The sequence below is a fragment of the Bifidobacterium sp. LH_743 genome (genome assembly GCF_056355775.1).
Genome location: NZ_JBKESZ010000002.1, coordinates 252,107 through 275,465, shown reverse-complemented (window position 1 = coordinate 275,465; position 23,359 = coordinate 252,107). Strand labels below are relative to the sequence as shown.

The window sequence follows — 23,359 nt, the reverse complement described above, 5'->3', positions numbered from 1 at the left end:
ACAAACCATGGCAATGAACCTCACCAAACTCACCAACGCCGAATACCCGCTCCGTGACGCGCGGGAGGCGATCGACGGTGACAACGCGTTGAACCCATCCGATCCGAGCGCCTACTACACGGCGGCCGGCAACCCACCAGGCGTTTGGATCGGCAAGGGCGCGGAACTCGTCGGCGGCAAGGTCGGCACCACGGCCTCCAGCAAAACCGTCCGCGCACTCATCAACGAACGACGCAACCCGTCCAACGGCCAATACCTCGGAGACGTGAAAATGAGCGAAGGCGACAACGGGGAAGCGCCGGTCGCCGGCTTCGACCTGACCACACGCCAGCCGAAAAGCATCAGCATCCTCTGGGCGTTCGGAGACAAGGAAACCAGGGACGGCATCGACGAGTGCATGCGCAAGGCCGCGGAAATGACCATCGACTATTTCGAAAACGAGTATGCGACGACCCGCGCCGGACAAGGAGGAGTCGCCAGCGTCGCGGCCGACGGCGTGGCCGGTTTCGCGTTCGACCACTACGACAACCGCAACGGCGACCCGCAGCCACACAAGCACATCGTCATCAGCAACCGCGTGCGCCGCTCGTCCGACAAGATATGGACCGCGTTGGATGGTCGGAAGATCTACGCCAGCATGGTCGAGATCAGCGAAGTGCATGAGAACCTGCTGCAGGACCTGCTCACCGAACGGTTCGGCTGGTCATGGACCCTCAAACAGGACACCAACACCAAAGCCATGGTCAACGAGATCGAAGGCGTTCCACAGGAACTCATCAACGCGTTCAGCAGCAGGGACGCGGAAATCGATCTCCTGCTCAAAAAGAAAATCAAGGAATACGAGACCTCCACGGGCAAGCAGGCCGGTTGGAAGACTAAAGCGGAACTGCATAAGGAAGCATGGCTCGCCACCCGCAAGGCGAAGCCAGAGATCCAACCATCCCTGAAAGCGAAACGCGACCACTGGTTCCGGAAACTCGGCGAAGTCGCTCCCGGCATCCAGATCGACCAGATGCTCAAAGACGTCAACTCACACAAGACCGGCCTCATGCATGTGGACGCAGAAGGCGAGGACGACATCGCACGACTCCTGCTCGGCCAGCTCGCCGACCTCACCCGGCTCGCCGGAGGCGGCGACGAATATCTGGACCGTCAGGCACGCGCCGCCATCCGGAAAACAGTCAACGCGCACACCGTATGGAAACGCACCAACGTGCGCGCCGAAGCCGAACGTCTCCTGCGTGAGGTGCGCATCGACCCCGCACAGCGCATCATCGTCGCGAACAAGATCGCCGACAGGGCGCTCGGCCAATGCGTCAAACTCACACCGGACCGGTACAAACTCCCGGACGGCGCGTTGGACGATCTGAGCATCGCCACACGCCAAGGGCAAAACGTGTTCGAGGACGCCGACCTCGAACAGTACACGACGACCGACGTGCTCGAAGCCGAACAATACATGATCGCCAGCCTCGACAAAACCACCGGAATCGGATACAAGCCAGGGCAAGGCAACCGATGGCTCGACCAGTGGAACGAGCGGATGAAAGCACAAGGCGGCTATCCGCTCGCACCCGACCAGCAGCGTGCGGCCGCATACGCGTTGGAGAACCCCCGCCTGGTCAGCAGCATCATCGGACCGGCAGGCACAGGCAAGACCACCACCATGAAAGCGGTCGCGCAAGCATGGCAGGCCAAATACGGTGCCGACAGCGTCATCGGCCTGGCGACCAGCGCCAGGGCGGTGGGTGAGCTCAAAGACAGCATCGGATGCGAAAGCATGACCATCGCTATGCTCCTGACCCTCAACAATCCCGAACGGATCAAAGCCGAGATCCAACAGGAAGGCAGACTCCAACAACAGTTGAGGAACGCGTCCAACCCGTTGGAACGATTGTTCATCCGCACCAGGATAGCGACCCGTCACATCACGGACTCGTCTACGATCCGGCCGAACCAGCTGATCATCGTGGACGAGGCGGGCATGACCGACACCAGGCTCCTGCAATGGATCACCAAACTCGCCGAATTCCATGGAGCCAAGGTCATCCTCACCGGCGACCCCAAACAGCTCGACTCCGTCTCCGGAGCCGGAGGCATGCTCGGCTACGCCGACCGGCACGGGAAATGCGAACGATTGACCAGCCTCTGGCGGTTCACCGGCAAAGCCGAGAAATGGGCGGACGATCCGGACGGTCCCGCTTCCCGACGACGTTGGGAAGGCGAGGCCGACGCGACGCTCCGGCTGCGTGAGGGCGGTGACCGGTTGGACGAGTCGAGCGTCGACGAATGCCGCCGACTCATCGACGAATACATGGAGCACGACCGCATCCACTGGGGCGAGGACGTCGACCTGGAGGAAGAGGCGTACCAGATGTGCATCAAATGGCAGGCGCTCGGCAAATCCACGCTTCTGCTCGCCGGCACGAACGCGCAGGTACGCGACATCAACCAACGGTTCATCCTCGAACGACGCGCGCAGGGAAGAAGCGAAAGCGATCCTGCCAAGCTCTGTCGTCTGCGCGACGGACTCGACGTCGGAACCGGAGACCAGATCGTCTGCCGAACCAATTCGCGAAACGTGCGCGACCAGATCGGCCGGCCCATCGAAAACGGCATGACGTTCAAAATCATCTCCACCGGCAAAGCGGGCGCGAGATGCGTGAACCTCGCGGACGGCGTCGAATGCAGAATCCCGAACGACTGGCTCAAGGAAGCATGCGAAGCCGGATACGCTGCCACCGTCCACCGCAGCCAGGGCATGACCGTGGACCGGTGCGCCGCGGTGTTCCCATCCGACGAGAACACGGCATGCAACCTGCAATACGTCGCGGGTTCGCGTGGCAAGGAGGAAAACCATTTCCTGTTCGGATGCAAAAGCGAAGAGGACCGTCATATCGACCACATGCTCACCGGTGCGGAAGAGGACCCGAGGAAAATCGCCATGAGCCGTATGCTCGACTCGCTATTGACCCACACGGAGACCATGACCGCGACCGAAACCATGGAACAGGAATACAAGGACCGGTACGATCTGAAACGACTGCTCCGCGAACACGATTACGCGGCCGGACTCATCGCCGGCCCCCACCTGCTCGCCATGCTCGGCAAGACGCACGACGCGAGGACCGTGGACAAGATCAAACGCAGTCCAAGCTTCGAATGGCTCCGTGGAGTCTGGTCCCGCGCCTACATGACCGACCCGAAACGTGCCACCGCCATCATCAGACAAAGCCTTGAGAAGAAGCCACGCAGGCTCACGGCGGAGAAGGCCGAACATGCCGCCATCCACGCGGCACGCGGCATGATGCCCGCGGCCGGCACGGAAACAGGCGGCACGTTCACGCTCGACATGGACGCGCCATCCGACATGATCGAAACAGTCCGGCACATGATGGACGAGACCGGCATCCCATATCATGAGGAACCATCCCTGGACCCCGGCCGCAGCCGGTTCAGCATGGACGAGCGGTACACGCCGGCGGTCAAGGCCATGCTCGACGCGCATATACAGGCCCGGGACGATATCGACCAGTCCATGTTCCCCGAATGGGAAGCGTTGCGCAAAACCGCACGCGGGATCATCAACGACGATCCGGACCTGAAAAAGAAAAACCGGCCCGTGGAACCCGACTGGGCGGCGACCATAGCGGGACGATTGAACGCCAACCTGTTGGACCGGGTCAACGGCAGCGTGCACGACGATTGGGTGGGTGGCATCCTGCCGCCAATCCGCTCCCACAAGCATGACGCGGCCCTCGACCTGGTGCGACAGAACGAACGGATCATCGAAACCAGGATCGACAGCCTCGAACAGGAAGCGCGCCGAACCAAGCAGGCATGGGTCGGCCAGGTACTCGCCGCGGCCGGGGACTCCGACAAGCGTCTCCTGCGCGACGTCGTCGTCTACCGCGCCATGTGGAGTGTGGAGGACGCCGACAATCCGCTAGGGGAGAGGCCTCCTGCGGAAAGCGGCAGACAGGAACAGCATTGGGCCAACCTCAACGGACGCATCAACCACACCTTCACCACGGTCAAGACCACGAAAACGCAACGCATGCAGGCATACCAGCCGATACAGGCCCAGCCGCACGTGGAACAGACGGCATTGGAAACCGGTCAAGAAAGGACAACGACATGGCATACACCATTCCAGGATTCCTCAAAGCCATCGCAGAATGGCTTGTCTCAGTAAGCCGATGGTTCGATGGCTGGGACATCACAATACTGGTGCCGGCGCTCATCATCCTCACGGTGATCGCCGGCGTGACCGGCCGCGCGGCTACCGGGCCGAGACTCTGGATGCAACTCGTCTGGGGAACGGTGACCGTCATCCTCGGTCTGATCGAAGTCGCCATCATCTGGACCATCATCGCCCGTTACCTGCCGGTCGCGGACATGGGCACGCTCATCCAGAACATGCTACAACGCAAGCCGCTGCTCGTTACCGGGTAAGCGGAGGAACGGTCCCGCTCGAAGAGGCTGTGGGGTTGGAGGAACTCGGAGAAGGTTCCAACGCTCAAGCTAACCATGGAATAACCTTTTTATATGTTGCAGCAATATGTGCTGCAACACATAAAAAACAGTCCTGATTGAAGAATCAAACCAATCCACACGAATCAGGAAGAACTGTTCGCAGTTCCTCCAATCCAATAGGCGAATAGATTCATTAGACTTTCCCATCGAGTCCAAATCTGCCGGTCTGGATGATTCCGTTTTTCATAACCTCATACTGTTCCGCGAAGCATAGTAATAATGCATTGATATTTTGCGGCATGCGGAGTTCTTTTGGCTCACTTTCCTCGTCTTTGCTAAGAAGTGTGCCACTGTATCCCGCATCGCATTCTGGACGGTCGAGATGCACCGCCATCATCTGGACCATGGGACCGCCGTGCGGACTTTTCCAGTTCCTGCAAAAAGGCTTTCTCGACATGAACGATGCTATCGGCTAACAGGGAAGTGCCGGTTGAGGCATTGCTAACCTCTCCCGTTCTTCACGGCGAGCAAGAAGTCTTTTGGGAGAGCCGAAACCGGCGGGGTGGTTTCATTTCCATCCCCCGACCAAGCATTGGGTCGGTGGATTGTCGTTTATGGGACTCCCTAGAATATAAACAATCTAAACATATATAAAACATTATATGCTTCTATAAAGCTCTATAAAACAGTATAGATGAATCATGCTTGAGTCTTTCCGACTTTTGTTGTACCATTTTCTGTACATGTAATTGTCGTTGAAGGAGGATGGCATGGTCACGGCGGTCGCGTACACCAATTTCCGCAAGGATCTGAAGTCATATCTACGTCGCGTGAACGATGACGCGGATATGCTTCTGATCACCAACAAGGATCCGAGGGACAACGTGGTGGTGATGAGCGCCGACGATTACGATTCGCTTATGGAGACATTGCGCGTTTACCAGAATCCCGGATTGTTCGATAAAGTCCGCCGTGGCATGGCACAGGTACGCTCAGGTTCCACCGATTCACATGATCTGGTCGGAGAGTGATAATGCTGCGTTGGACTGATGACGCGTGGAACGATTACCTGTATTGGCAGGTCCAGGATAAGAAAACCCTCAAGCGGGTCAACGCGCTGATACGTGATGCGATGCGTTCTCCATTCGCTGGCCTCGGCAAGCCAGAGCCGCTCAAATGGGAACTGCAGGGTGCGTGGAGCCGCCGCATCGATTCCGCAAACCGCCTGGTATACATGATTGAGGACGACGACTTGTGCATTCTGTCCGTCCGTGACCACTATTGAGAACGCGGTGGCTCTGGTCTCGGCAAGCTTGGCGTAAGACTCCGCTCGATAAGACTGTGGGGGTTGGAGGAACTTGGCATGGAGGTTCCGACGCTCGTGTTGACCATGGACTGATCTTTTTATGCGTTGTGGCAGTGTAATCCACAACACATAAAAAGATCAGTCCACCATATGTTGTCCGCTTTTGCTTGACTTCCTAGTTTAATTGAGTTCGTGAGTTGCTATGCCGGCAGATGTCTCATTATCCACTGATGGATCGGGCTCTGGTAAAGGATCGCTCTGCGTACTTTGGACGGCAAAATAAGAATCTCGCAGGTTTTCCAATTCTATAGACGAATTGAAAAGAGCCTTTTCCATAAAACGACGAAGAGGAGCCGGATCCTTGAAGTCGGGGTCGAAAGTATTGTCAAGTACAAGAGCGTCTCGGAAATATTGGGCGTTGGACGCGAAAGGCTCATTGCCGATTATGAATCCAAGCTGTCTGAGGTACAGTATCGCGAATACAGCAGTCGTTCGAGTGTTTCCTTCACGGAATGGATGAATTTGCCATACTCCAGAAATGAATCCAAATGCAGAGGAAGCGATTTCATGCCTGCCGATTTGGGGATACTTGGCCTGTCGTCCTTTTTCTTGACCGAAATCATAATCCAGCATCTCTCCAATCAGATGGAAGGGAGCGTAAGAAACTGAATCTCCTTGAAGAACTGGCTCCTTTTTGGTCAGATTGACCTGCCTCCACTGTCCAACCCAATCATTTTTGAATACGCCGTCAAAAAGATGACGATGAATCTGCCTGAGCATCGGGGGAGCGAAGACGAATGATTCAGTCTGGAGGAGGGAACTGATTCTGGTGGATACGATGTCAGCTTCAAAATGCTCCGCCTCTTCACTATCCGCGGAATGGTATTCACGTAGACGATGCTCGACTTCGGCATAGGAGGCTTTTCCCGAAATCTGCTCCTTGGACTGTTCTATAGCGTAGTCTGACGGGGTAAGTCCGTCCGCGGCCTGCAGACCAAAGCCAATATCCCAAGCGTTGGAGCGAGTCGCCGGGGTTCCCTCATCGGTTGATACATAATATACGTCTTCAGGCAGCAAACCAGAGTCCTTTCATGCCAGGCAGGTGAAATCGTCTGTCGAACAATTCGAGTATATCCCCAGTATCTAGTGATTATTTGACCCTTCTTTGGTCTGATCATCCTGTTCAATGGCGTGGTAGATATCCACCGCCGTCATGCCCTTGAGCTGCCCGTGAGGAAATTCTCCCGCGAAACTGAGCAAGGACGTGAACGGGACGTCAAGGACGTCGCAAATCAGGATCGCCTCATCGATAGTCATCTTTCGCTCATGGGAGACAAGCCTACGCAAAATGCTGTATGGCAGGCCGCAATCGGGATGCCTGTCGTGGATTAAAGTCAGAAATCCATTTACATTGAGGTGTCTGTCCTTCAGGATCTTTCTCACATTGTCCATGGCTATGCAGGTGATCGAAAGAGAAGGTGGTAAATAAGTGCTCATACGGTGACCTACTTCCTTTTCCTGTTCAGATCGTCGAACGACAATCCGATGCCGTACTGCCTGTCCGGTACCAGGCGCGCGTCGAACGTCTTGCCGGCCTTCGACTTCAGGCCAGACACCTTCGGACGTTTGCCCTCCAACGTGCGGCGGACCATGCTGTCGGTCAGCTTCTTGCCGAACTTCTCCGCGAAGATCTTGTAGCCGCAACCCTCGCCGAGCTTCCAGGCACCGGCATCATCCCTCACGCTCTTGTTCGACGAACACTGCCAGACGCTCCCGGTCTTGACCACGGGTTTGCCGCAACGCGGGCACGGTCCGAACGACTCACGTTCGCCTGCCTGCCGAGCCAACTGTCGCAGGTTGTCGCGCTGGGTCATCTCCATGACACGGCCGGGCATCGCCGCGAAGGCCGTGCGGATCTCGTTCAGAAAGACCGTCTCGTCGCCCCTGCCATGTTCGATGTCGGCAAGGCTCTGCTCCCATTGCGCGGTGAGCTTCACATCCTTCAACTCGTCGATGGCGACACCGACGAGCATCCGCCCGGCGGTAGTGCTACGGATCTGCTTGCCCTTGCGCTGCAGGTAGCCGCTTTTGACCAGGCTTTCGAGGATGCCGGCGCGGGTCGCGGGCGTGCCGATGCCTCCCGAATGGCTCGTGTCGTCATCCAGGGCGGCTTTCAGATCGCTGTCCGCGACGAAACGGCTCGCATGCTCCATGGCGGACAGTAGCGTGGCCTCCGTGAACGGTTTCGGTGGCGCGGATATGCCCTCGGCGAGGGAAGGGGAGCCGGACTGGGGGAGAGGTCCCTTTCCGAGGGAGTCCGGTATCCGGTTCATGGGTTTCCTCTCCGTATCATCCGTTTTCGACGTGTGCTCGATGGCGGTCCAACCCGCGTCGATGGTCACGTCGCTCGACGCGGACAACGCGACCCGTTCCGTGGAACCGTCGGCATGACGTTCGTCCAACATGGCATCGACTTTCACCGTGTCGTGGACACGGTCCGTGGCGCAGGCGGCCCACATGCGAGTCAGGATCACGGTCATGACCTTGCGTTCCATGTCCGTCAGGTCATGCTGGAACACGTCGTAGGTGAGTCGCCGAGTCGGAAGGATCGCGGTATGGCCTTGGACCTTGTCGTCCGCGACGCACCGCATCGGGTCGAACCCGCTGGCGGAATACAGGTCGTGGATCGCGTCGACGGGCTTCTGGTCCAGGAAACCCAACGCGTATTTCGGCTGCAGCAGTTCCTTCAACCCGTCCACGTCATCATGGGTGACGTATTTGGAATCGGTGCGCGGATAGGTCGCTACCTTCATCTCGTACAAGTGCTGCAGGCAGTCCAGCGTCTGCTCGGCGGTCAGCCCGTGCCGGTCGCTCATGGCCTTCTGCAAGCCGGTCAGGTCGAACAGGGTCGGCGGCTTCGCATGCTCGCGGCGCCGTTTCACCTCCAGGATCTCCACGGGAAGCCCCATCGCGTCGGCCAGTATGCGGCGCGCCATCGCCTGGTCCTCGATCTTCCCGCTTTCGAGCGTCCAACCATCCATCGGCACTACGAGACGCCAGAACGGCGTCGGCTTGTGCGATTCGATGGCGAGATCACGTTGCACGACCATGGTCAACGTTGGTGTGCGCACGCGTCCGAGCGACAGGCTGCGATGCCATGCGAGCGTATGGGCGCGTGACGCGTTCATACCGACCAGCCAGTCGGCCTTCGCCCTGGCGTCCGCCGCGTCGGCCAGACCGTCGTAATCGGATTCCGGACGCATCCGGTTCCACGCGTCGCGGATCGCCTGCTCGTCCAATGACGCGACCCACAGGCGCAGGGACGGTTTGGAGACCTTCGAGGCCATGAGGATACGACGGAATATGGCCTCGCCCTCACGGTCCGGATCGCACGCGTTGACCAGCTCGGTCACCTTGTCGGAACGAAGCAGTTCGACGAGGGAACGGTAACGTTGCACCGCGCCCTTCGCGCCGCTCAAGCGCCAACGCCATGACTTCGGATCGATGGGAAGGGACTCCATCGTCCATTTGCGCGCGGACCAGGGCATGTCCGCGTATTCCTCCGGATCCGACAATTCCACCAGATGACCCTGCGCCCACGAGATGAGCGCCCCTCCGGCCGAAACATACCCATCACCCTGTTTCACATCATCCAACGCCTGCGCGATGGCGAAAGCCACGGAACGTTTCTCAGCGATCACAAGACGCACTTCAATTCCTTCCCAATATCGAATGGTGCGTCTCTTCCACACGCATCCCAACCGATATCGGTTTTTCATCCTCGAAAAAAATATCGGCGGCGAAAAAACCGGGGGCATGTGAACGGGAGGAAGACGGGATGGGCCCGTCGGAAAGGAAACCATCATGGTCGACGTAACCCAACGTTCGGAACTGTCCCTCCTGGACCACGACGCTCTCACGCGCGCCATCGAAAACATCCTCGACCGGCATGAGGAGATCCAGGACTGGACCATCCTCTACACGCAACGGGAACTCGGCATGAGATATCCGGGCATCGACTTCTCCACCGCGTCCACACTCGCGAAGATCGAGGATGATCCAAGCCTGCTCGACGAACTGAGAAACGGGCTTGGCCTCGAACGACAGACGGCGCCGGCCGAAGCCAACTCGTTCGCGCCAGCCGCCCAAACACCGGCATCCACACCGGAACAGGCATACACGACGCCACCGCAGGACGTCGGCCGATGGTCCGGCGTCGACCCGAACCGTCTGGCACAGGTGACGGACCGGTTCCTCGAAAGCCACGGGGAATTGGCCGACTGGACCGAACTGTATTCCCCGCAGGAACTGCAGGCCGCCTATCCGAACGTCGGCCAAGGCACCGCGTCCACACTCGCGAAGATCGCCACCGATCCCGGACTGTCCAAGGAATTCGACCAATCACTCACCGCCGACGCCATCGAACGCATGAGGGCCGTCCCGCTGCCGGTCCGCCCGGAACAACGGCCGGATGCCGGGCTTCCCATGCCGGATCCCGGCATAGACCCAAGCGCCAGCGTCAACCCCATGGGTTCCGGAATCGGAATGTGACGGGAAGGAGTCTCGTATGACTGCGAGAGCATACCCTTACATGAACGACAAAAAGAATGCCATACTCACCATTCGTGAATACGAAAACTCGGTAGCGATGCCCGAAGAGGAACGCGTCACCTATCTCGACCCTCGTGGTGGGTTGCACTTGAAAGTCGGAGACGATAAAGCCGCGGATTATGCGGAATATGCGATGAAATGCGCGGAATACGTACGGTTTGGAGATGAGATAGACCTCGCCACCTGCGGTGGATACAACTCCCATGACGCCCTGAAGATCTGTACTACGCCGCAGATACTGCTCGATGCTGGATTCGAACAGAAGCCCATGCTCTATACGCAAAGGCACCTGCTCCGGGCGATTGCCCCGAAAATCGACGACGACCCCCACAGGCACGGCCTCCCCATAGAACAGGTGAAGCGTTTTCCGGAACTGTTCGAGTCCCCCGCAATGCTTGCCAACAGTCCCGCACGAGGGGACGTCCTGCTGGCCGTGCTATGTGCGACCGACCCGGACGGATTGCCGATTATCGCCGGGATCAAGCCAGACGGCAGAGGCAACTACGAACTGAATGAAATCGAGACCAACATGGTCCTGAGCATCTACGGAAAACGGAACTTCGGCCGTTACTTCAACATGCTATGTGAACCGGGTTCGCTCATATACATAAGCAAAGAAAAAAGCCAAGAGTTAGAGCGCCTATCCAAACTCCAATTGCTTGGGGACTACTCAAACCTTGACTTTGACATCATTATACGCCGCCCGGAGTGCCTTGTCAACCAATCATCCACCGGCTTCCGTGGACCCGAAACGGAAGCAAGGGAAGCGCGCGTATCAAGCAAGGCCACCTCGGCCGAGATCGAAAAGGAGACGAACATGGAAAACCCGACCTTGGAACAGATGGAAGCATGGCGCGACCAAGCGACCGAACGGTTATCGCTCTTCGCACGAAGCAACGCCATCGAGGAGCCGATCGGAATCGGCGAGGAATGCTACCAGCTCGGAGAGGACTGCTACAAGCCCGACAGGTACGACCAATTCCGCTGGGTCACCGAAGACCAGTTCGACTCGGTCCTCCCGCCGGGAATCGAACACGACCGGTATATCGCCATGACGAACGGGGCCAGCTTCGACGACGAGATCAAGGAATGGTCCACGAACTGGAACGACCCCGGATACTGGCATGATGCCGCGGCTGATGCCTTATGGTCCAGCAACGACGGCGCCTATTGGACCACCCGCGACGAAGACCCGTCGGACGCCGTCACGGCCCGCGCCGTCGCCGCATCGCAGATAGCCGTGGAACTGGACGGCGACGCGCTCATCGAACGCACGCCGGAAAACATCCGTCTGCTGCACGACATCGTCGACACCGTCCATGACATGGACCCGGAAAGCGACCTCGGATACTACCGCGCCTACCCGTCCGCGACCGCCCGCGAAACCGTCGGAGAGCATCTCACCGATGGCGAGATCGCGGAGAAGACCATGTACGGCGGATGGAATCCCGATAAGGACCGGTATCTGAGGGTCAACAAGGACGGCGACTGGGTCGGCATGGGCCAGACCACCGCGGACCGGCTCGTATGGGACAACCGGACACCGATTCTGGAAAGCGTCGGCGCGTACGCGGACGACATGCCCGACACCCTCGTCGACCGCGTCTGCGTCATGGACGAACACGCCTCAGCCGCACTCGTGAAAGCGCCGGACCCGTGGACCGGCATCGACGCGTATCCGATGGCGGACCATGGGCGGATCCCCGATCCGGATCCCGGCATCGACCCAAGCGCAGGCGCCGATCGCATGGGCCCCGGAATCGGAATGTGAGAACCACGGCCATGTCATCCATCGATATGGAACGGTTCCGCGAGGACATCAACCGGTACCGGCTCAAAACCGGCGTGCCCTGGTCCGCGCTGGCCGAACAGGCGGGAGTGAGCCCGGCGATGTTCACCCGCATCAAAAAAGGCTCGGCCGTCACCCTCGAGGCGTTCGCGCAACTGTGCTCCTCATTCCAACTCAATCCCATCGACTACATGCCTGAACTCCAAACACAACACGAGACAACGAAGGAACAACCAATGCAAGACGTGAAAAAACTCAGCATCGACGGCAAGGACTTCACCATCAACGACGTGGAACTGCGATCCGGCCCGGCATGGGCGAACGGTCCGAGACGCACCGACGCGGAACTACCCGACGGGCAGGTCCTCGGCAGCATCATGGCATCGAACGGCGGATGGCTATGGCGTCTCGCCGGAGAGAAATGGAACCGTACGGAACCGGCCGAAGGCCCCATCGCCGAATATATCGGCCACGAGCCGAACCGCTTCTCGGCCATCAGAAGCCTATTGCAGGCCATCGAGGACCGGTATTCCACCACAGCGGCCGACGACCCATGGGCGGCCATGACGGACATTCCCTCCACCACCATGCCGGAAGCCGTCCAGACCCGACCGGCACAGGCCGCGGATCCCTGGGCTTCGGTCTTCCCGGACGCGAACACCCTGCCCGACCCGGATCCAGGCATCGACCAAGGCGCCATGCCAGCCACCGGACCCGGAATCGGAATGTGAAAGGAGACGGACATCATGCGCGACGACGGAAACGGAACGGACGAGGAACGGGACACTCCCGACATGGCGAGAACCATTCCAACACGAAGAAGGGAAACCGAACCCGAATCTTCGGCGACGGACGAGTGGCGTCCACCCGCATCGCTGAACCCCTGGGCGCGCGCGTTCGACGGCGACAGCCTGCCGGACGAACCGTACATGGGAAGCAACAAAAAACCGAAACAACTCTCCGACATGCTCCCGTATCCGAATCCGGCATCGGCCGGCGCGACGGACGGCAAGCCATGCCCCACGTTGGAAGGCATGAGGTGAGTCCAATGGAAGGAACAACAACCACAATGATCGACGAAAACACCAGCCGGCAGGCCGAAGAACTCTACCGTTCCGACGATTGGGCCGACCTGCGTTGGGCGCGCGAGCATTCCACCCCGCGGCAGATCGCACGGCATCTGCTCGACCCGCAATGGCGGGACCGCGACTACAACGCGTTGGACGAACTCGTGGAAATGACCCACGACGCGGACCTTTCCAGCCTCGACGAGGACGATCTGGAAACCCTCGCGGCAAGCGGTCTGCCGGAACTCCGTCAAGCCGTCATCCGTTACAAGGGCACGCCGGCCCGCCTGCTCGAGGACATGGCCCGCACCGAAAGCAACACGAGACTGCTGCAGATGCTCGTCGAATCAGGCAAACTCAGCCAGAACACCATAGACCTGTGCTGCTGGAACCAGACTGACAGCCGACTGGCGGCAGGCATGCTGCCGAAAGCCTCGGACAGGCTGCTCCACCGTCTCAGCGGCCGCGACTGGTGGCCATCCAGGAAGAACGCCGTCGAATCCGGCAGACTCGACCGGGCGCGACTGTCCGAAATGATCGAAACGGAGAACCACCCGGACGTGGTCTCCGCACTGATCGGCACAGGCGAATTCGACATGGATGGCGAAATCAAAGCCATCAGGCGCGTCATCACCTCACCCGGCCTCCTCACGGCATACACCAATCCGATGAACCGCAGATACAGTCTCGACCAGTCCCGGCAGGAAGTCGTCCGGCAGGCCGCACGGACCATGCTGGAGCACGCCCCCGTGGGAATGATCCTCAGCATGCCCGACGACGATGACGAGAACTGGCGCACGCTCATCGACACGGCGGCGACGGAATACGTCGACGAGATCAGTCCGAACATGCTCGCCCTCATAGTCCAGTCGGAGGGTAACGACCAGGCCAAAGCCATCCTCGGCGAACGCCTCGGGAAAGACAAAGACATGTCGTCCGGAGCCGACGAGGACCAGACGTCGACGGCGTCTCCTGGAACCGACGGAACATACGGATTCAACCTGCGGCTGCTCGGACGACTCAAGGACGACGTCGACTACTTCCTCGGACCATCCCACGCGGAGAAATACCTATGGGCCGGCAGCGTGGACGCGCAGATCGCGAAACTCCGCGAGATCGACGGGACCATCAGGCCGGAAGACCGTCCCGAATGGTTCACCACGGAATGGATCGATCAAACCGAACGGGAGATGAAGACACCGGCGGACGGCGGGATCGAAGACGCCCTCAACGCCGCGTTGTCCGGCCAGTACGCCGCGTTCGAGAACGCGATCATCGGATACATCGACACGCACGACCCGGACGCGGGGGCCAACGAGAACGGCGCGAGCCAGTTCGCCGGATACAAGGTCACCGACCGCGTCGGAAACGGCGCGCCCATGTCCTACCGGCTCGACTGGTTCGACGACGAGGGTCTGGTCCACGAAGGTCCCAAGGTCACGGTGAAGGAACTCGTACAGATGAGGGAGGGCATCTTCGACAGCCCGGACTCCTGGGACTCCTTCGGCACGGCATCCTCTACGCCCGCCGCCGCGGTGGTCACCGAGAAGAAACCCGAACCCGTGGAAAGCCGTGGGCCGCAGATCGTGTTCGCTTCGCTGTCGCCGGGGCATGGCATGCCGGAAGGAGCCGTGAACCTCCTGGACGATGACGCGGCGCAACAGGTTTCGGACATCCTCTCCGACGCCGAAAAGACCATGGTGGCGCAGACCAGCCCGTCCGATGATGAGCGGGAACGGCGTCGAGGGAACATCAGCAGACTGTTGGACGTGCTGCCCGTCACCATGGTCACGAACGACGGAAGCCACCAGGTGGACGCCGACGAGATCATGGCCGCCACCGACCGGACGGAACGACACGACGCCACCGCAGTCGGAACCGAAGAGCCGGAAATATCCGACACGGCCACGGACACGGACGCGGTGGCGGAACCTTTCGACTGGAACGGGGTGGATGGCCTCAACGCAGGCATCCGCGACTGGTACGTTCACGAATTCCCGGATGACCCGGAAGGTGAAAGCATCGACCCGCAGACCACGTTCCGCGAGGCCGTCGAATCGTTCCCCATGGGCGACGGCCATGACTTCTACGCAACCACCGGCGCGACGGACTCCATCGTACGCGGGCGCGTGTTCGAGGAACTGTCCAGTCGCCTCGACTGCGAATATTCGGACATCTACGACGCGTGGCTGCACCGCAAGAGCCTCAATCCGACCCTGCTCGGCACGAAAAGCGCGCGCATGCGCCACGACATCGAGGACATGCTCGGCGGCGATGGCGAATCGTTCGCCACGGTGAACGCCATCGCCGGCCGCATGGCCTCCAACCCGCGTCTGAGAGCCGTCATCCGCGAGGCCGACAGGTTCATCGCCATCGGCAGCCATGATTTCGAAACAGGTCTCAAGGACGCCATCGGAGACCAGCCGCGAATCGAACATCTCATGGACGACGACCGGCTTGCGGACCTCATCTACGACATGGTCCACGATGGACGCCGGTTCGACACGTCCGGCCGCGCCGTCACCGGAACGACCGAGACCCTGTGGACGCCGGACGAGTTCCAATCGATGTTGGAACTCATCACCCGGGTGTCCGACCGTCTCGCCGACAATCCGAACGTCCGGACCATCATGAAGGAGACGACGTCGGAGGAGGATGCTGCGGAAGCCGGACTGGGACAGCTGATCGACGATGAGATCGACGTCGTCTCGCACGAGAATCCCGACATGGCGCGCATGGCCGAAGATGGATACGTGACGGACGGACGATTCGCCCAGACCGTGTACCGCAGGATCGCGAACATCCAAACGAAAGGCGATGACACCGAGACCGTCGAAACGGACAAGATGGGGGAGACGCCGGCGACGTCCACGGACTCCGACGCTCCGGACATCACAGGCTACGACATGGAGGAAACCGTCGAGCGTCTGAACCGCATCCGGATCGGAGAGGACGATCCCGTCGCGAAGGCCCGCGCCGTCAACGCCGTGAGCGACATCGTCGCCGCGGACTCTGCGACGAACGCTCTGATAACGAACCCCGGCAACAATAAGAAGACCGTGCTGGACGAAGGCCGTCTGCGCGCCGCCGTCGCCACGGCGCTCACGTCCATGGCGGGCAGAGAGTCCGACGGTCTCACGGAAGCCATCAGCGGCCCCGACGCAGTCGACCAGATCGCCGGGCAGGTCTACGACCTCATCGCCGGAAACAGACGCTACGACATCGACGGACTTGCGGCATACCTGGAATCCAACGACGATTCCGCAACCGCGGAAACCCTGGAGGACAGCCCGAAGGACACAACCGCCGGATCCGGATCCACGTACGGCGCCCATGCCAAGACCGAAACGGAGGAGACCTCCGGCGACATTGAGCCCAACGTGGATTTCGGCTCACCGGAGCGCGAGCTCGCAGCGGAGGTCATCATGCAGGAGGGCGGCACTCGCCAGGAGGTTCGCGAACACTTCTCCGACGAGGAACTCGACCGGATAGCACGCGACGAGATGGACACAGAAGCTTTGGCGGCGTCGGCCGGAGCCGGAAGGGAATCCGATACGGCGGAAACGACGGAGGACGGGACGGCCGCCGAGCGCGAGCATGGATACGCGGCCGAAACGGACATCGCAACGGAACCCGACGCCAAGGAAGGAAAGGGTGTTTCCGACGGTGCGGACGAACCGACGCCGGAGGAAGCTGCGAAGTCCACGGATACGGATGAGCCGACCCGGCCGACGGTCGCGGCCACCATCGAGGCGGAGCAGCTGGCCTTCGACCTCGATGACATGCCGGGCGAACTTGACTCCCCTCGAAACCAGGAGGAGAATAATAGCCAAACGAAATTAGACATAGTGTCTAATTCGGGCTCTTCCCACGAAACGGAAGAAAACGATGCGAGAAAGGAGACGACCCGAAATGACGGTCAAATACTGCCCGTACCAGGGGATCAAGAAGATGAGGTACCTGTTCATGGCGGAGCATCTGCCGGAACAACTCAGGGAACTCAAGAGGCAAGGGATGCCGGCGCTGGACGCCTACATGGACCAGGTCCAGAAGGACTACGGACGGACGATCACCGAGTACGTCAACCATTGGGACAGGACACACCAGCATCTCAAGCAGCCGGGCAACTGGGATCCGTGGTTCAAGGGACTCAAGATGGCGGAGCATCAGGCCGAGGAGATCGCCATCAGGAACGTGATCGAAGCCCTCTGACCCACATCGAGCGCGGTCTGCTCGACCCGGACCTGCAGGCCACGGGATCCAGTCTCGAACGTGCGCGCGCGAACGTGCATGCCATCGAGGTGCTGCGCGACCTCGACGACAGCGGCCGCGAACCCACCGACGACGACATCCGCGCCCTCGCCGCGTACGCGGGATGGGGCGGCGCCCAGAAGGCGTTCGAGGAGGATGGAGCCGATCCGGCATGGAGCGGGATCAACACGCGTCTGCGCGAACTGCTCACCGACTCCGAATACGCGGACGCGCGCAGCAGCACGCTCACGGCCTTCTACACGCCAAGGCCCGTCGCGGACGCGATGTGGCAGGCGCTCGACAAGGCCGGTTTCGGCAGGGATCCGAAGCACCCGGACATGGTGCTGGAGCCGGGCTGCGGAACCGGCAACTTCATCCGATCCACCCCGGCCGGATCCTCCTACGCGTTCACCGGCATCGAAGCCGACCCGATCAGCGCCGGCATCGCACGTTACCTGTGCCCGGACGACGACATCATCAACAACAGGATGGAACGGACCGGCCTGCCCACGGACGCGTTCGACCTCGCGATAGGCAACGTGCCATACAGCGACGCGATCAGGATCGACGGCACCGTCATCCACGACTGGTTCATCCGGCACAGTCTCGACACGGTCCGCCCCGGCGGCCTCGTCGCCGTGCTCACCAGCCGGTACACGCTCGACAAGAACACGTCGAACATGCGCCGCGAACTTGCCCGCAAAGCCGAACTCGTAGCCGCATGCCGTCTGCCCAGGGAGACGTTCGGCAGACAGGCCGGCACCGAAGTGGTCTCCGACATCCTGATCCTGCGCAAACGCGACGAGCCGCTGGCCGACGCGGACGCCGAATGGGAGAACACCACCGAATTCCGCGACGGAGTCAACGCCAACAGACTGTTCGTCGACCATCCCGAATACGTCGCGGGAACCATGACCATCGGCTCGGGACCGTTCGGCCCGCAGATCGACGTCACCGGAACCAGCGACATCGCCCAATTGGGCGGACAGGTCGAACGCATACTCGCCGGCCAGCTCGAAGAACATGGCATCGACCTGCACGACGGACTCGGTGAACGCGCCAACGAGCCGATCGTCGCGCCTGACAAGACCCAGCGGACGGCCATGCGCTACACGATCGACGCCAACAACCACATCTGGTACGGCGACATGAACGGCCAGCTCGTCCCAGTCCACTCCCGCGTCGCCAAGGGAGGGGACGAGCGCATGGCCGCCATGCTGCGCCTGCGCGACCGGACGGAACGCCTGCTCGCTATCGAACGCGACCCGAACGCCGCGGACGACGCGGTCGCCCAAGGCATCAGGGACCTCGATGGGGAGTACGACCGGTTCGTCGCATCCTACGGCAGGCTCAATTCCAAAGAGAACCTGCGCGTGTTCGACCCGAACAACTCCGATCCGAGCCTCAACCAGCTCTACAGTTTGGAGAAGATCGGCCCCAACGGGTTCGAAGCCAAAGGAGACATGCTTTCCAAGAGGGTCGTCACGCCGGTGCCTCCGATGCCCGAACACGTGGATGAACCCGTCGACGCGATGGCCGTCAGCCTCGACCGTGTGGGACATGTGGATCTCGACCTCATCGGACGACTGCTCAACACCCGGGACGACATCGAAACCATTGAAAAACTCGGCGACCTCATCGTTATGGATCCGGACACCGGGATGCCGTTGCCCGCGGACGAATACCTGTCCGGCGACGTGGGAGGAAAACTCGACCACGTCGACGGACTGCTCCGGGACCTGGTCGACCAGCCCGAACATGCGCGCGTGAGGGAATGGCTCGCCGACAACGGGCTCGAGGACGTGGCACCGCCCGTGTCCGTCGAACGATGCCGGACGGAACTCACCCAAACCGGGGCATGGCAGAGCGCCACCGACCCGATCCACGCGAACAAGTCCGTGGTTGAAGCCCCCTGGTTCTCCAACGTGCTCAAAGAACACGGACACGGCCAGCAGAGGGCCTTCGCCGCCATGTTCCTGGATGGCTGCAAGCCCGGAGTGAACCTGCTCGGCAAAAACTGGAACGCGCAACAACCCACGGGCAACGACCTGTTCGACACGGTCTTCGACAACGGCTGGTCAAGCGATGACGAAGGAGCGTCCAACAGTGCCATGCGCATGCTGTACAAGGCCGTTTCGGCCGATCCCGAGGTCATCGACGACAAGGTCATCGCCACGATCCTCAACGCCGGCAGCTTCAAACGAGGTCCGGCATGCGACGCGTTGAGAAAAATCACCGATCCAAGCCTGTGGGAGGTGGAGGACCACGGCTACTACAAGGAAACCAAGTGCGATTTCCTCGCCTTGGCCAAGGAACTGCGCGCACATCCGGAAACCTGCGAATACCTGTACGCGATGGATGTGGACCGGTTGAACCATCCGACCATCGAGAAACAATACGGACGCTACAATTCATGGGACCAGAAGACGTTCAAACCATTGGACGAGATGGCCAGCATGGAAGGCCTGGAACAGTGGAGAAGCCGCCGGAACGCATGGATGGACTCCCATCCGGCCGAACCGGCCGACATGGACCGTGTGAAGAGCCTGCAATCCCTGCGCGAACGACTCGCACGATCGCTGCCCGCCCGCCTCACCCATGACGACATCACCGCGAAACTCGGCTCCGCGTGGATCCCGACCGGAGTGATCCGCGACTTCATGGTCGACACGTTCGGGCTTGACACCCAACCCAACATCACCGACGGCGGCCTGCGCAGCCTCACGGTCAGCCATGACGAGACGACCGGCAACTGGCAGGTCAACGCGTCGCTCGGATCGAAACTCGACGAGGAAACCATCCGGAAATACGGTCTGGGCACCGGAGCGGGACGCAACCCGTTCGAGGTCGTGTCCGGAGCGCTCAACGCGACCACCAGCAACCTCACCAAACCCGACCCGAACGACCCGACCGGGAAGAGAAGGATCCGCGACCCGCAGGCCACCGCGCTGCTGTACCAGAAGCGCCACACCGTCGAACAGGCGTTCGCCGAATGGGTGTGGACCGACCCGGACCGCACCCGCATGCTGGAGAACGTGTACAACGAACGGTTCAACCGCATCCACCCGCGCGAATACGACGGCTCCTATCTCACATTCCCCGGCATCAGCGCCGACATCGACCTGTATCCTCACCAGCGCAAGGCCGTCGCGAGGATCCTGCAATCCGAGGAGGGCACACTCGTCGCGCACGTCGTGGGAGCGGGCAAGACCTTCACCGGCGTGGCCGCCTGCCACGAGGCGAAACGCCTCGGCCGGGCCACCAAGCCGATGATCGTCGTCCCGAACCATCTGACCGAACAATGGGCGAAGGACTATCTGACGCTCTACCCGGACGCGAACATCCTGTCCATGACGGAGGCCGACGGCACCGGCAAGGGCGCGGCACGCTTCTGGGCCAAAGTCGCCGCCGGCGACTGGGACGCGGTCATCGTCCGGCAGGACACGTTCCAACGCATGCACGTCAGTCCCGAACGCCGTGAGAAGTATTTCGAACAGCGTAAGGCGGAGATGCTCGACAGCATCGAGACCGCGAAGTCGGACGGCAACGACTTCTCCGCGAAGAAGCTGAAGGACGAGATCGGCAAAATGGAGAAGAACCTCGGCAAAACCGTCAAACAGGCCGAGAAGGACCGCATGCGCGTCGACGGCAAACTCCAGGCGCTGCGCGACAGCGGGGAAAGCAAGGAGTGGATCGACTTCGAGGACCTCGGCGTGGACATGCTGTTCGTCGACGAAGCCCACCAATACAAGAACCTCGCCATCGCCACCACGATCAGCGTGCCCGGCGTGGACGTCGCGGCCGCGCAGAAATGCGAGGACCTGTTCGACAAGTGCGAGTACCTGCGCGAGGCAGGACATGGAAGCAACATCGTGTTCGCGACCGGCACGCCGGTATCCAATTCCATGGCCGAGTTGTACAACATGCAACGCTACCTCGCTCCCGACCTGCTCAGGGCGCAGGGCGTGGAGGCGTTCACCAGCTGGGCCAACACGTACGGCAGCATCGTCGAAAGCGTCGAAGTCAAGCCGGAAGGCAGCGGATACCAGATCAAGCAACGGTTCGCGAAATTCCATAACCTTCCCGAGCTGATGAGCACGTTCCACGACTACGCGGACCTGCTGACCGCCGACCAGCTCGACCTCGACGTGCCGGACTGCGAGGTGGTGTCCGTCGCGGTCGAAGCCACCGAAGCGCAGAAACAGGCCGTCGACGCGCTGGTGGAACGGGCCGAACTGGTGCGCGACGGAGCCGTGGACCCGTCGGACGACAACATGCTCAACATCACGAACGACGGCAGGAAGGTCAGTCTCGATCCGAAACTGCTCGACGTGTCCGATCCGGACATCCAGCCCATGGAAGGCGGCAAGGTGCAGGTCTGCGCCGAGAAGATCCACGAGATCTGGCGGGAGCATGCCGAGGAGAAGGCCACACAGCTCGTGTTCTGCGACTCGTCGACCACGGCGTCCGGAAAGTGGAACATCCAATCCGATCTGAAACGACGGCTCGTCGACCTGGGAATTCCGGAAGACGAGATCATGTTCGCCGCGCAGGAAAAGGATCCACAGAAGAAACAGGCCCTGTTCGAAAAAGTCCGCAAAGGCGAGGTGCGCGTGCTCATCGGTTCGACCGGCACCCTGGGCACCGGTACGAACGTGCAGGACAGGCTCTTCGCCATCCACGACCTTGACTGCCCTTGGAAACCCGCCGAACTCGAACAACGCCAGGGCCGTGTCCGCAGGCAGGGCAACATGTTCGACAACGTGCAGGACTACCGGTACGTCACCGTCGGCACGTTCGACAGCTACATGTTCCAGACGGTCGAGCGCAAGGCGCGGTTCATCAGCCAGATCATGAGCTCCGGCTCGCCGTCACGCGAAGCGTCCGACGTGGACGCCACGGTGCTCAGCCTCGCAGACATGAAGGCCATCGCCACAGGAGACCCGAACATCGCCAAACGTATGGAACTCGAGAACCAGCTCACCCAGATGAAGCTGCTCAAACGCGCCCACGCGGACCAGCAGAGATCGATCCGGTTCAAGATCGACATGCAACTGCAGCCGACCGTGGACAATCTCGAAAGACTCCACGACGAGGCGTTGGACGACGAGCCGAAATTCCGCGAAGCCGTCGAGATCCGCGGCCGGCATCTCACCCGGGGAATATGCGGCCTCGATCTCGGCGACGGCCCGATCGCGGACCGCAGACAGGCCATCCACGACCTCGTCGGCATCGCGCGCGGGCTCGACCGCGGCGAAACGCGGGAAGTGGGCGAATACTGCGGTCTGACCGTCATGGTCGCATCACGGAACATGGCCGTCAACGGACTCAACGTGTTCCGCCCGTTCGTGGGATTGAAAGGCGAGCATGAGCATTGGGCCAGCACCAGCGCGCCGGACATCAACAACAGCGCCGACAGCGTCATCAGACAGCTCGACCGGATCATCTCCAACAACACCAACACCGCGCAAAGCCTCGGCGTCAAACTCGGCAATGCGAAAGCCAGCCTGGAAAGCGCGTGGAACGCGTTGAACCAGCCATGGGAAGGCCAGAAGGAGTACGACGACCTCACCGACCAGATCGCAAAAATGAACCTGGAAATCAAACACGGCCAGGACACGACGTCGGCCGGAGAGGACGGGCAGGCCGATCTCGCCGAGGCCTCGTTCCACTCCGACGGGCCGAAGGAACCCCAGACCTCGCACGTAGCCGCGGAATCCGGCCCATCCGGTCCGGCCACTTTCCCCGCGACAGTGGAGACGACCGACGTTCCGATGCCCGATCCATGCGTCGATCCGTGCAACGGTGGCACAGGCATGTCGGGACTGTGCATGTGACGTCCGCCCGGACGGCATCCAG

At 60.7% G+C, this 23,359-nt stretch carries 13 protein-coding genes; 9 read left to right on the top strand and 4 right to left on the bottom strand.

All coding sequences use genetic code 11. The annotated features are described in order from the left end of the window. Nucleotides 1-7 precede the first annotated feature (7 nt). Complete coding sequence (gene mobF, locus AC1ATL_RS04370; RefSeq protein ID WP_476568762.1) at nt 8-4,195, top strand: MobF family relaxase; 4,188 nt, start codon at nt 8-10, stop codon at nt 4,193-4,195. Further along, nucleotides 4,138-4,455 (top strand): hypothetical protein, encoded by a 318-nt coding sequence (locus AC1ATL_RS04365; RefSeq protein WP_476568760.1) that lies wholly within the window; start codon nt 4,138-4,140, stop codon nt 4,453-4,455. The genes mobF and AC1ATL_RS04365 overlap by 58 nt, the downstream gene beginning before the upstream one ends. A gap of 214 nt (nt 4,456-4,669) precedes the next feature. Here the strand turns inward: AC1ATL_RS04365 and AC1ATL_RS04360 are convergent, their stop codons facing one another. Then, nucleotides 4,670-4,882, bottom strand: a complete 213-nt coding sequence (locus AC1ATL_RS04360; protein WP_055054403.1) for a hypothetical protein — start codon at nt 4,880-4,882, stop codon at nt 4,670-4,672. Between the two features lie 364 nt (nt 4,883-5,246). On the opposite strand from AC1ATL_RS04360, the gene AC1ATL_RS04355 reads away from it, so the two are divergent. Beyond that, complete coding sequence (locus tag AC1ATL_RS04355) at nt 5,247-5,507, top strand: type II toxin-antitoxin system Phd/YefM family antitoxin (protein ID WP_046999516.1); 261 nt, start codon at nt 5,247-5,249, stop codon at nt 5,505-5,507. A gap of 2 nt (nt 5,508-5,509) precedes the next feature. Continuing rightward, nucleotides 5,510-5,761, top strand: coding sequence for a Txe/YoeB family addiction module toxin (locus AC1ATL_RS04350; RefSeq protein ID WP_229026171.1), 252 nt, complete (start codon nt 5,510-5,512; stop codon nt 5,759-5,761). Between the two features lie 201 nt (nt 5,762-5,962). Here the strand turns inward: AC1ATL_RS04350 and AC1ATL_RS04345 are convergent, their stop codons facing one another. The 3 genes from AC1ATL_RS04345 to AC1ATL_RS04335 form a co-directional block, all read right to left on the bottom strand. Next, entirely contained in the window at nt 5,963-6,859 is an 897-nt protein-coding gene (locus tag AC1ATL_RS04345; protein WP_151913027.1) for a Fic family protein, read from the bottom strand. Between the two features lie 66 nt (nt 6,860-6,925). Continuing rightward, nucleotides 6,926-7,279: a hypothetical protein gene (locus AC1ATL_RS04340; protein WP_476568757.1), complete on the bottom strand. Its 354-nt coding sequence runs from the start codon at nt 7,277-7,279 to the stop codon at nt 6,926-6,928. Between the two features lie 8 nt (nt 7,280-7,287). Next, the gene (locus AC1ATL_RS04335) at nt 7,288-9,492 is read right to left on the bottom strand and encodes a type IA DNA topoisomerase (protein WP_476568755.1); all 2,205 of its coding nucleotides are present in this window, start codon (nt 9,490-9,492) and stop codon (nt 7,288-7,290) included. Between the two features lie 154 nt (nt 9,493-9,646). Here AC1ATL_RS04335 and AC1ATL_RS04330 point away from each other — a divergent pair, with 154 nt between their 5' ends. Genes AC1ATL_RS04330 through AC1ATL_RS04310 form a run of 5 tightly spaced genes read left to right on the top strand, consistent with a single transcriptional unit; the run spans nt 9,647 to nt 23,337 of the window. After that, on the top strand, nt 9,647-10,333 hold the full coding sequence (locus AC1ATL_RS04330) for a hypothetical protein (RefSeq protein ID WP_476568753.1): 687 nt from the start codon (nt 9,647-9,649) through the stop codon (nt 10,331-10,333). Nucleotides 10,334-10,349: 16 nt separating this feature from the next. Continuing rightward, the gene (locus AC1ATL_RS04325; RefSeq protein WP_476568752.1) at nt 10,350-12,164 is read left to right on the top strand and encodes a MuF-C-terminal domain-containing protein; all 1,815 of its coding nucleotides are present in this window, start codon (nt 10,350-10,352) and stop codon (nt 12,162-12,164) included. An 11-nt stretch (nt 12,165-12,175) separates the two neighbouring features. Continuing rightward, entirely contained in the window at nt 12,176-12,913 is a 738-nt protein-coding gene (locus AC1ATL_RS04320) for a helix-turn-helix domain-containing protein (protein ID WP_476568750.1), read from the top strand. A 15-nt stretch (nt 12,914-12,928) separates the two neighbouring features. Beyond that, on the top strand, nt 12,929-13,225 hold the full coding sequence (locus AC1ATL_RS04315; protein ID WP_476568748.1) for a hypothetical protein: 297 nt from the start codon (nt 12,929-12,931) through the stop codon (nt 13,223-13,225). A gap of 26 nt (nt 13,226-13,251) precedes the next feature. Continuing rightward, nucleotides 13,252-23,337 carry an LPD11 domain-containing protein gene (locus tag AC1ATL_RS04310; RefSeq protein ID WP_476568746.1) on the top strand — a complete coding sequence of 3,362 codons (10,086 nt, stop codon included), beginning with the start codon at nt 13,252-13,254 and terminating at the stop codon, nt 23,335-23,337. Nucleotides 23,338-23,359: the final 22 nt, after the last annotated feature.

What these genes read in the sequence shown, in the direction of transcription:
- mobF (WP_476568762.1), top strand. Translation starts at nt 8, where the DNA reads ATGGCAATGAACCTCACCAAACTCACCAACGCCGAATACCCGCTCCGT.
- AC1ATL_RS04365 (WP_476568760.1), top strand. Translation starts at nt 4,138, where the DNA reads ATGGCATACACCATTCCAGGATTCCTCAAAGCCATCGCAGAATGGCTT.
- AC1ATL_RS04360 (WP_055054403.1), bottom strand. Translation starts at nt 4,882, where the DNA reads ATGGTCCAGATGATGGCGGTGCATCTCGACCGTCCAGAATGCGATGCG.
- AC1ATL_RS04355 (WP_046999516.1), top strand. Translation starts at nt 5,247, where the DNA reads ATGGTCACGGCGGTCGCGTACACCAATTTCCGCAAGGATCTGAAGTCA.
- AC1ATL_RS04350 (WP_229026171.1), top strand. Translation starts at nt 5,510, where the DNA reads ATGCTGCGTTGGACTGATGACGCGTGGAACGATTACCTGTATTGGCAG.
- AC1ATL_RS04340 (WP_476568757.1), bottom strand. Translation starts at nt 7,279, where the DNA reads ATGAGCACTTATTTACCACCTTCTCTTTCGATCACCTGCATAGCCATG.
- AC1ATL_RS04330 (WP_476568753.1), top strand. Translation starts at nt 9,647, where the DNA reads ATGGTCGACGTAACCCAACGTTCGGAACTGTCCCTCCTGGACCACGAC.
- AC1ATL_RS04325 (WP_476568752.1), top strand. Translation starts at nt 10,350, where the DNA reads ATGACTGCGAGAGCATACCCTTACATGAACGACAAAAAGAATGCCATA.
- AC1ATL_RS04320 (WP_476568750.1), top strand. Translation starts at nt 12,176, where the DNA reads ATGTCATCCATCGATATGGAACGGTTCCGCGAGGACATCAACCGGTAC.
- AC1ATL_RS04315 (WP_476568748.1), top strand. Translation starts at nt 12,929, where the DNA reads ATGCGCGACGACGGAAACGGAACGGACGAGGAACGGGACACTCCCGAC.
- AC1ATL_RS04310 (WP_476568746.1), top strand. Translation starts at nt 13,252, where the DNA reads ATGATCGACGAAAACACCAGCCGGCAGGCCGAAGAACTCTACCGTTCC.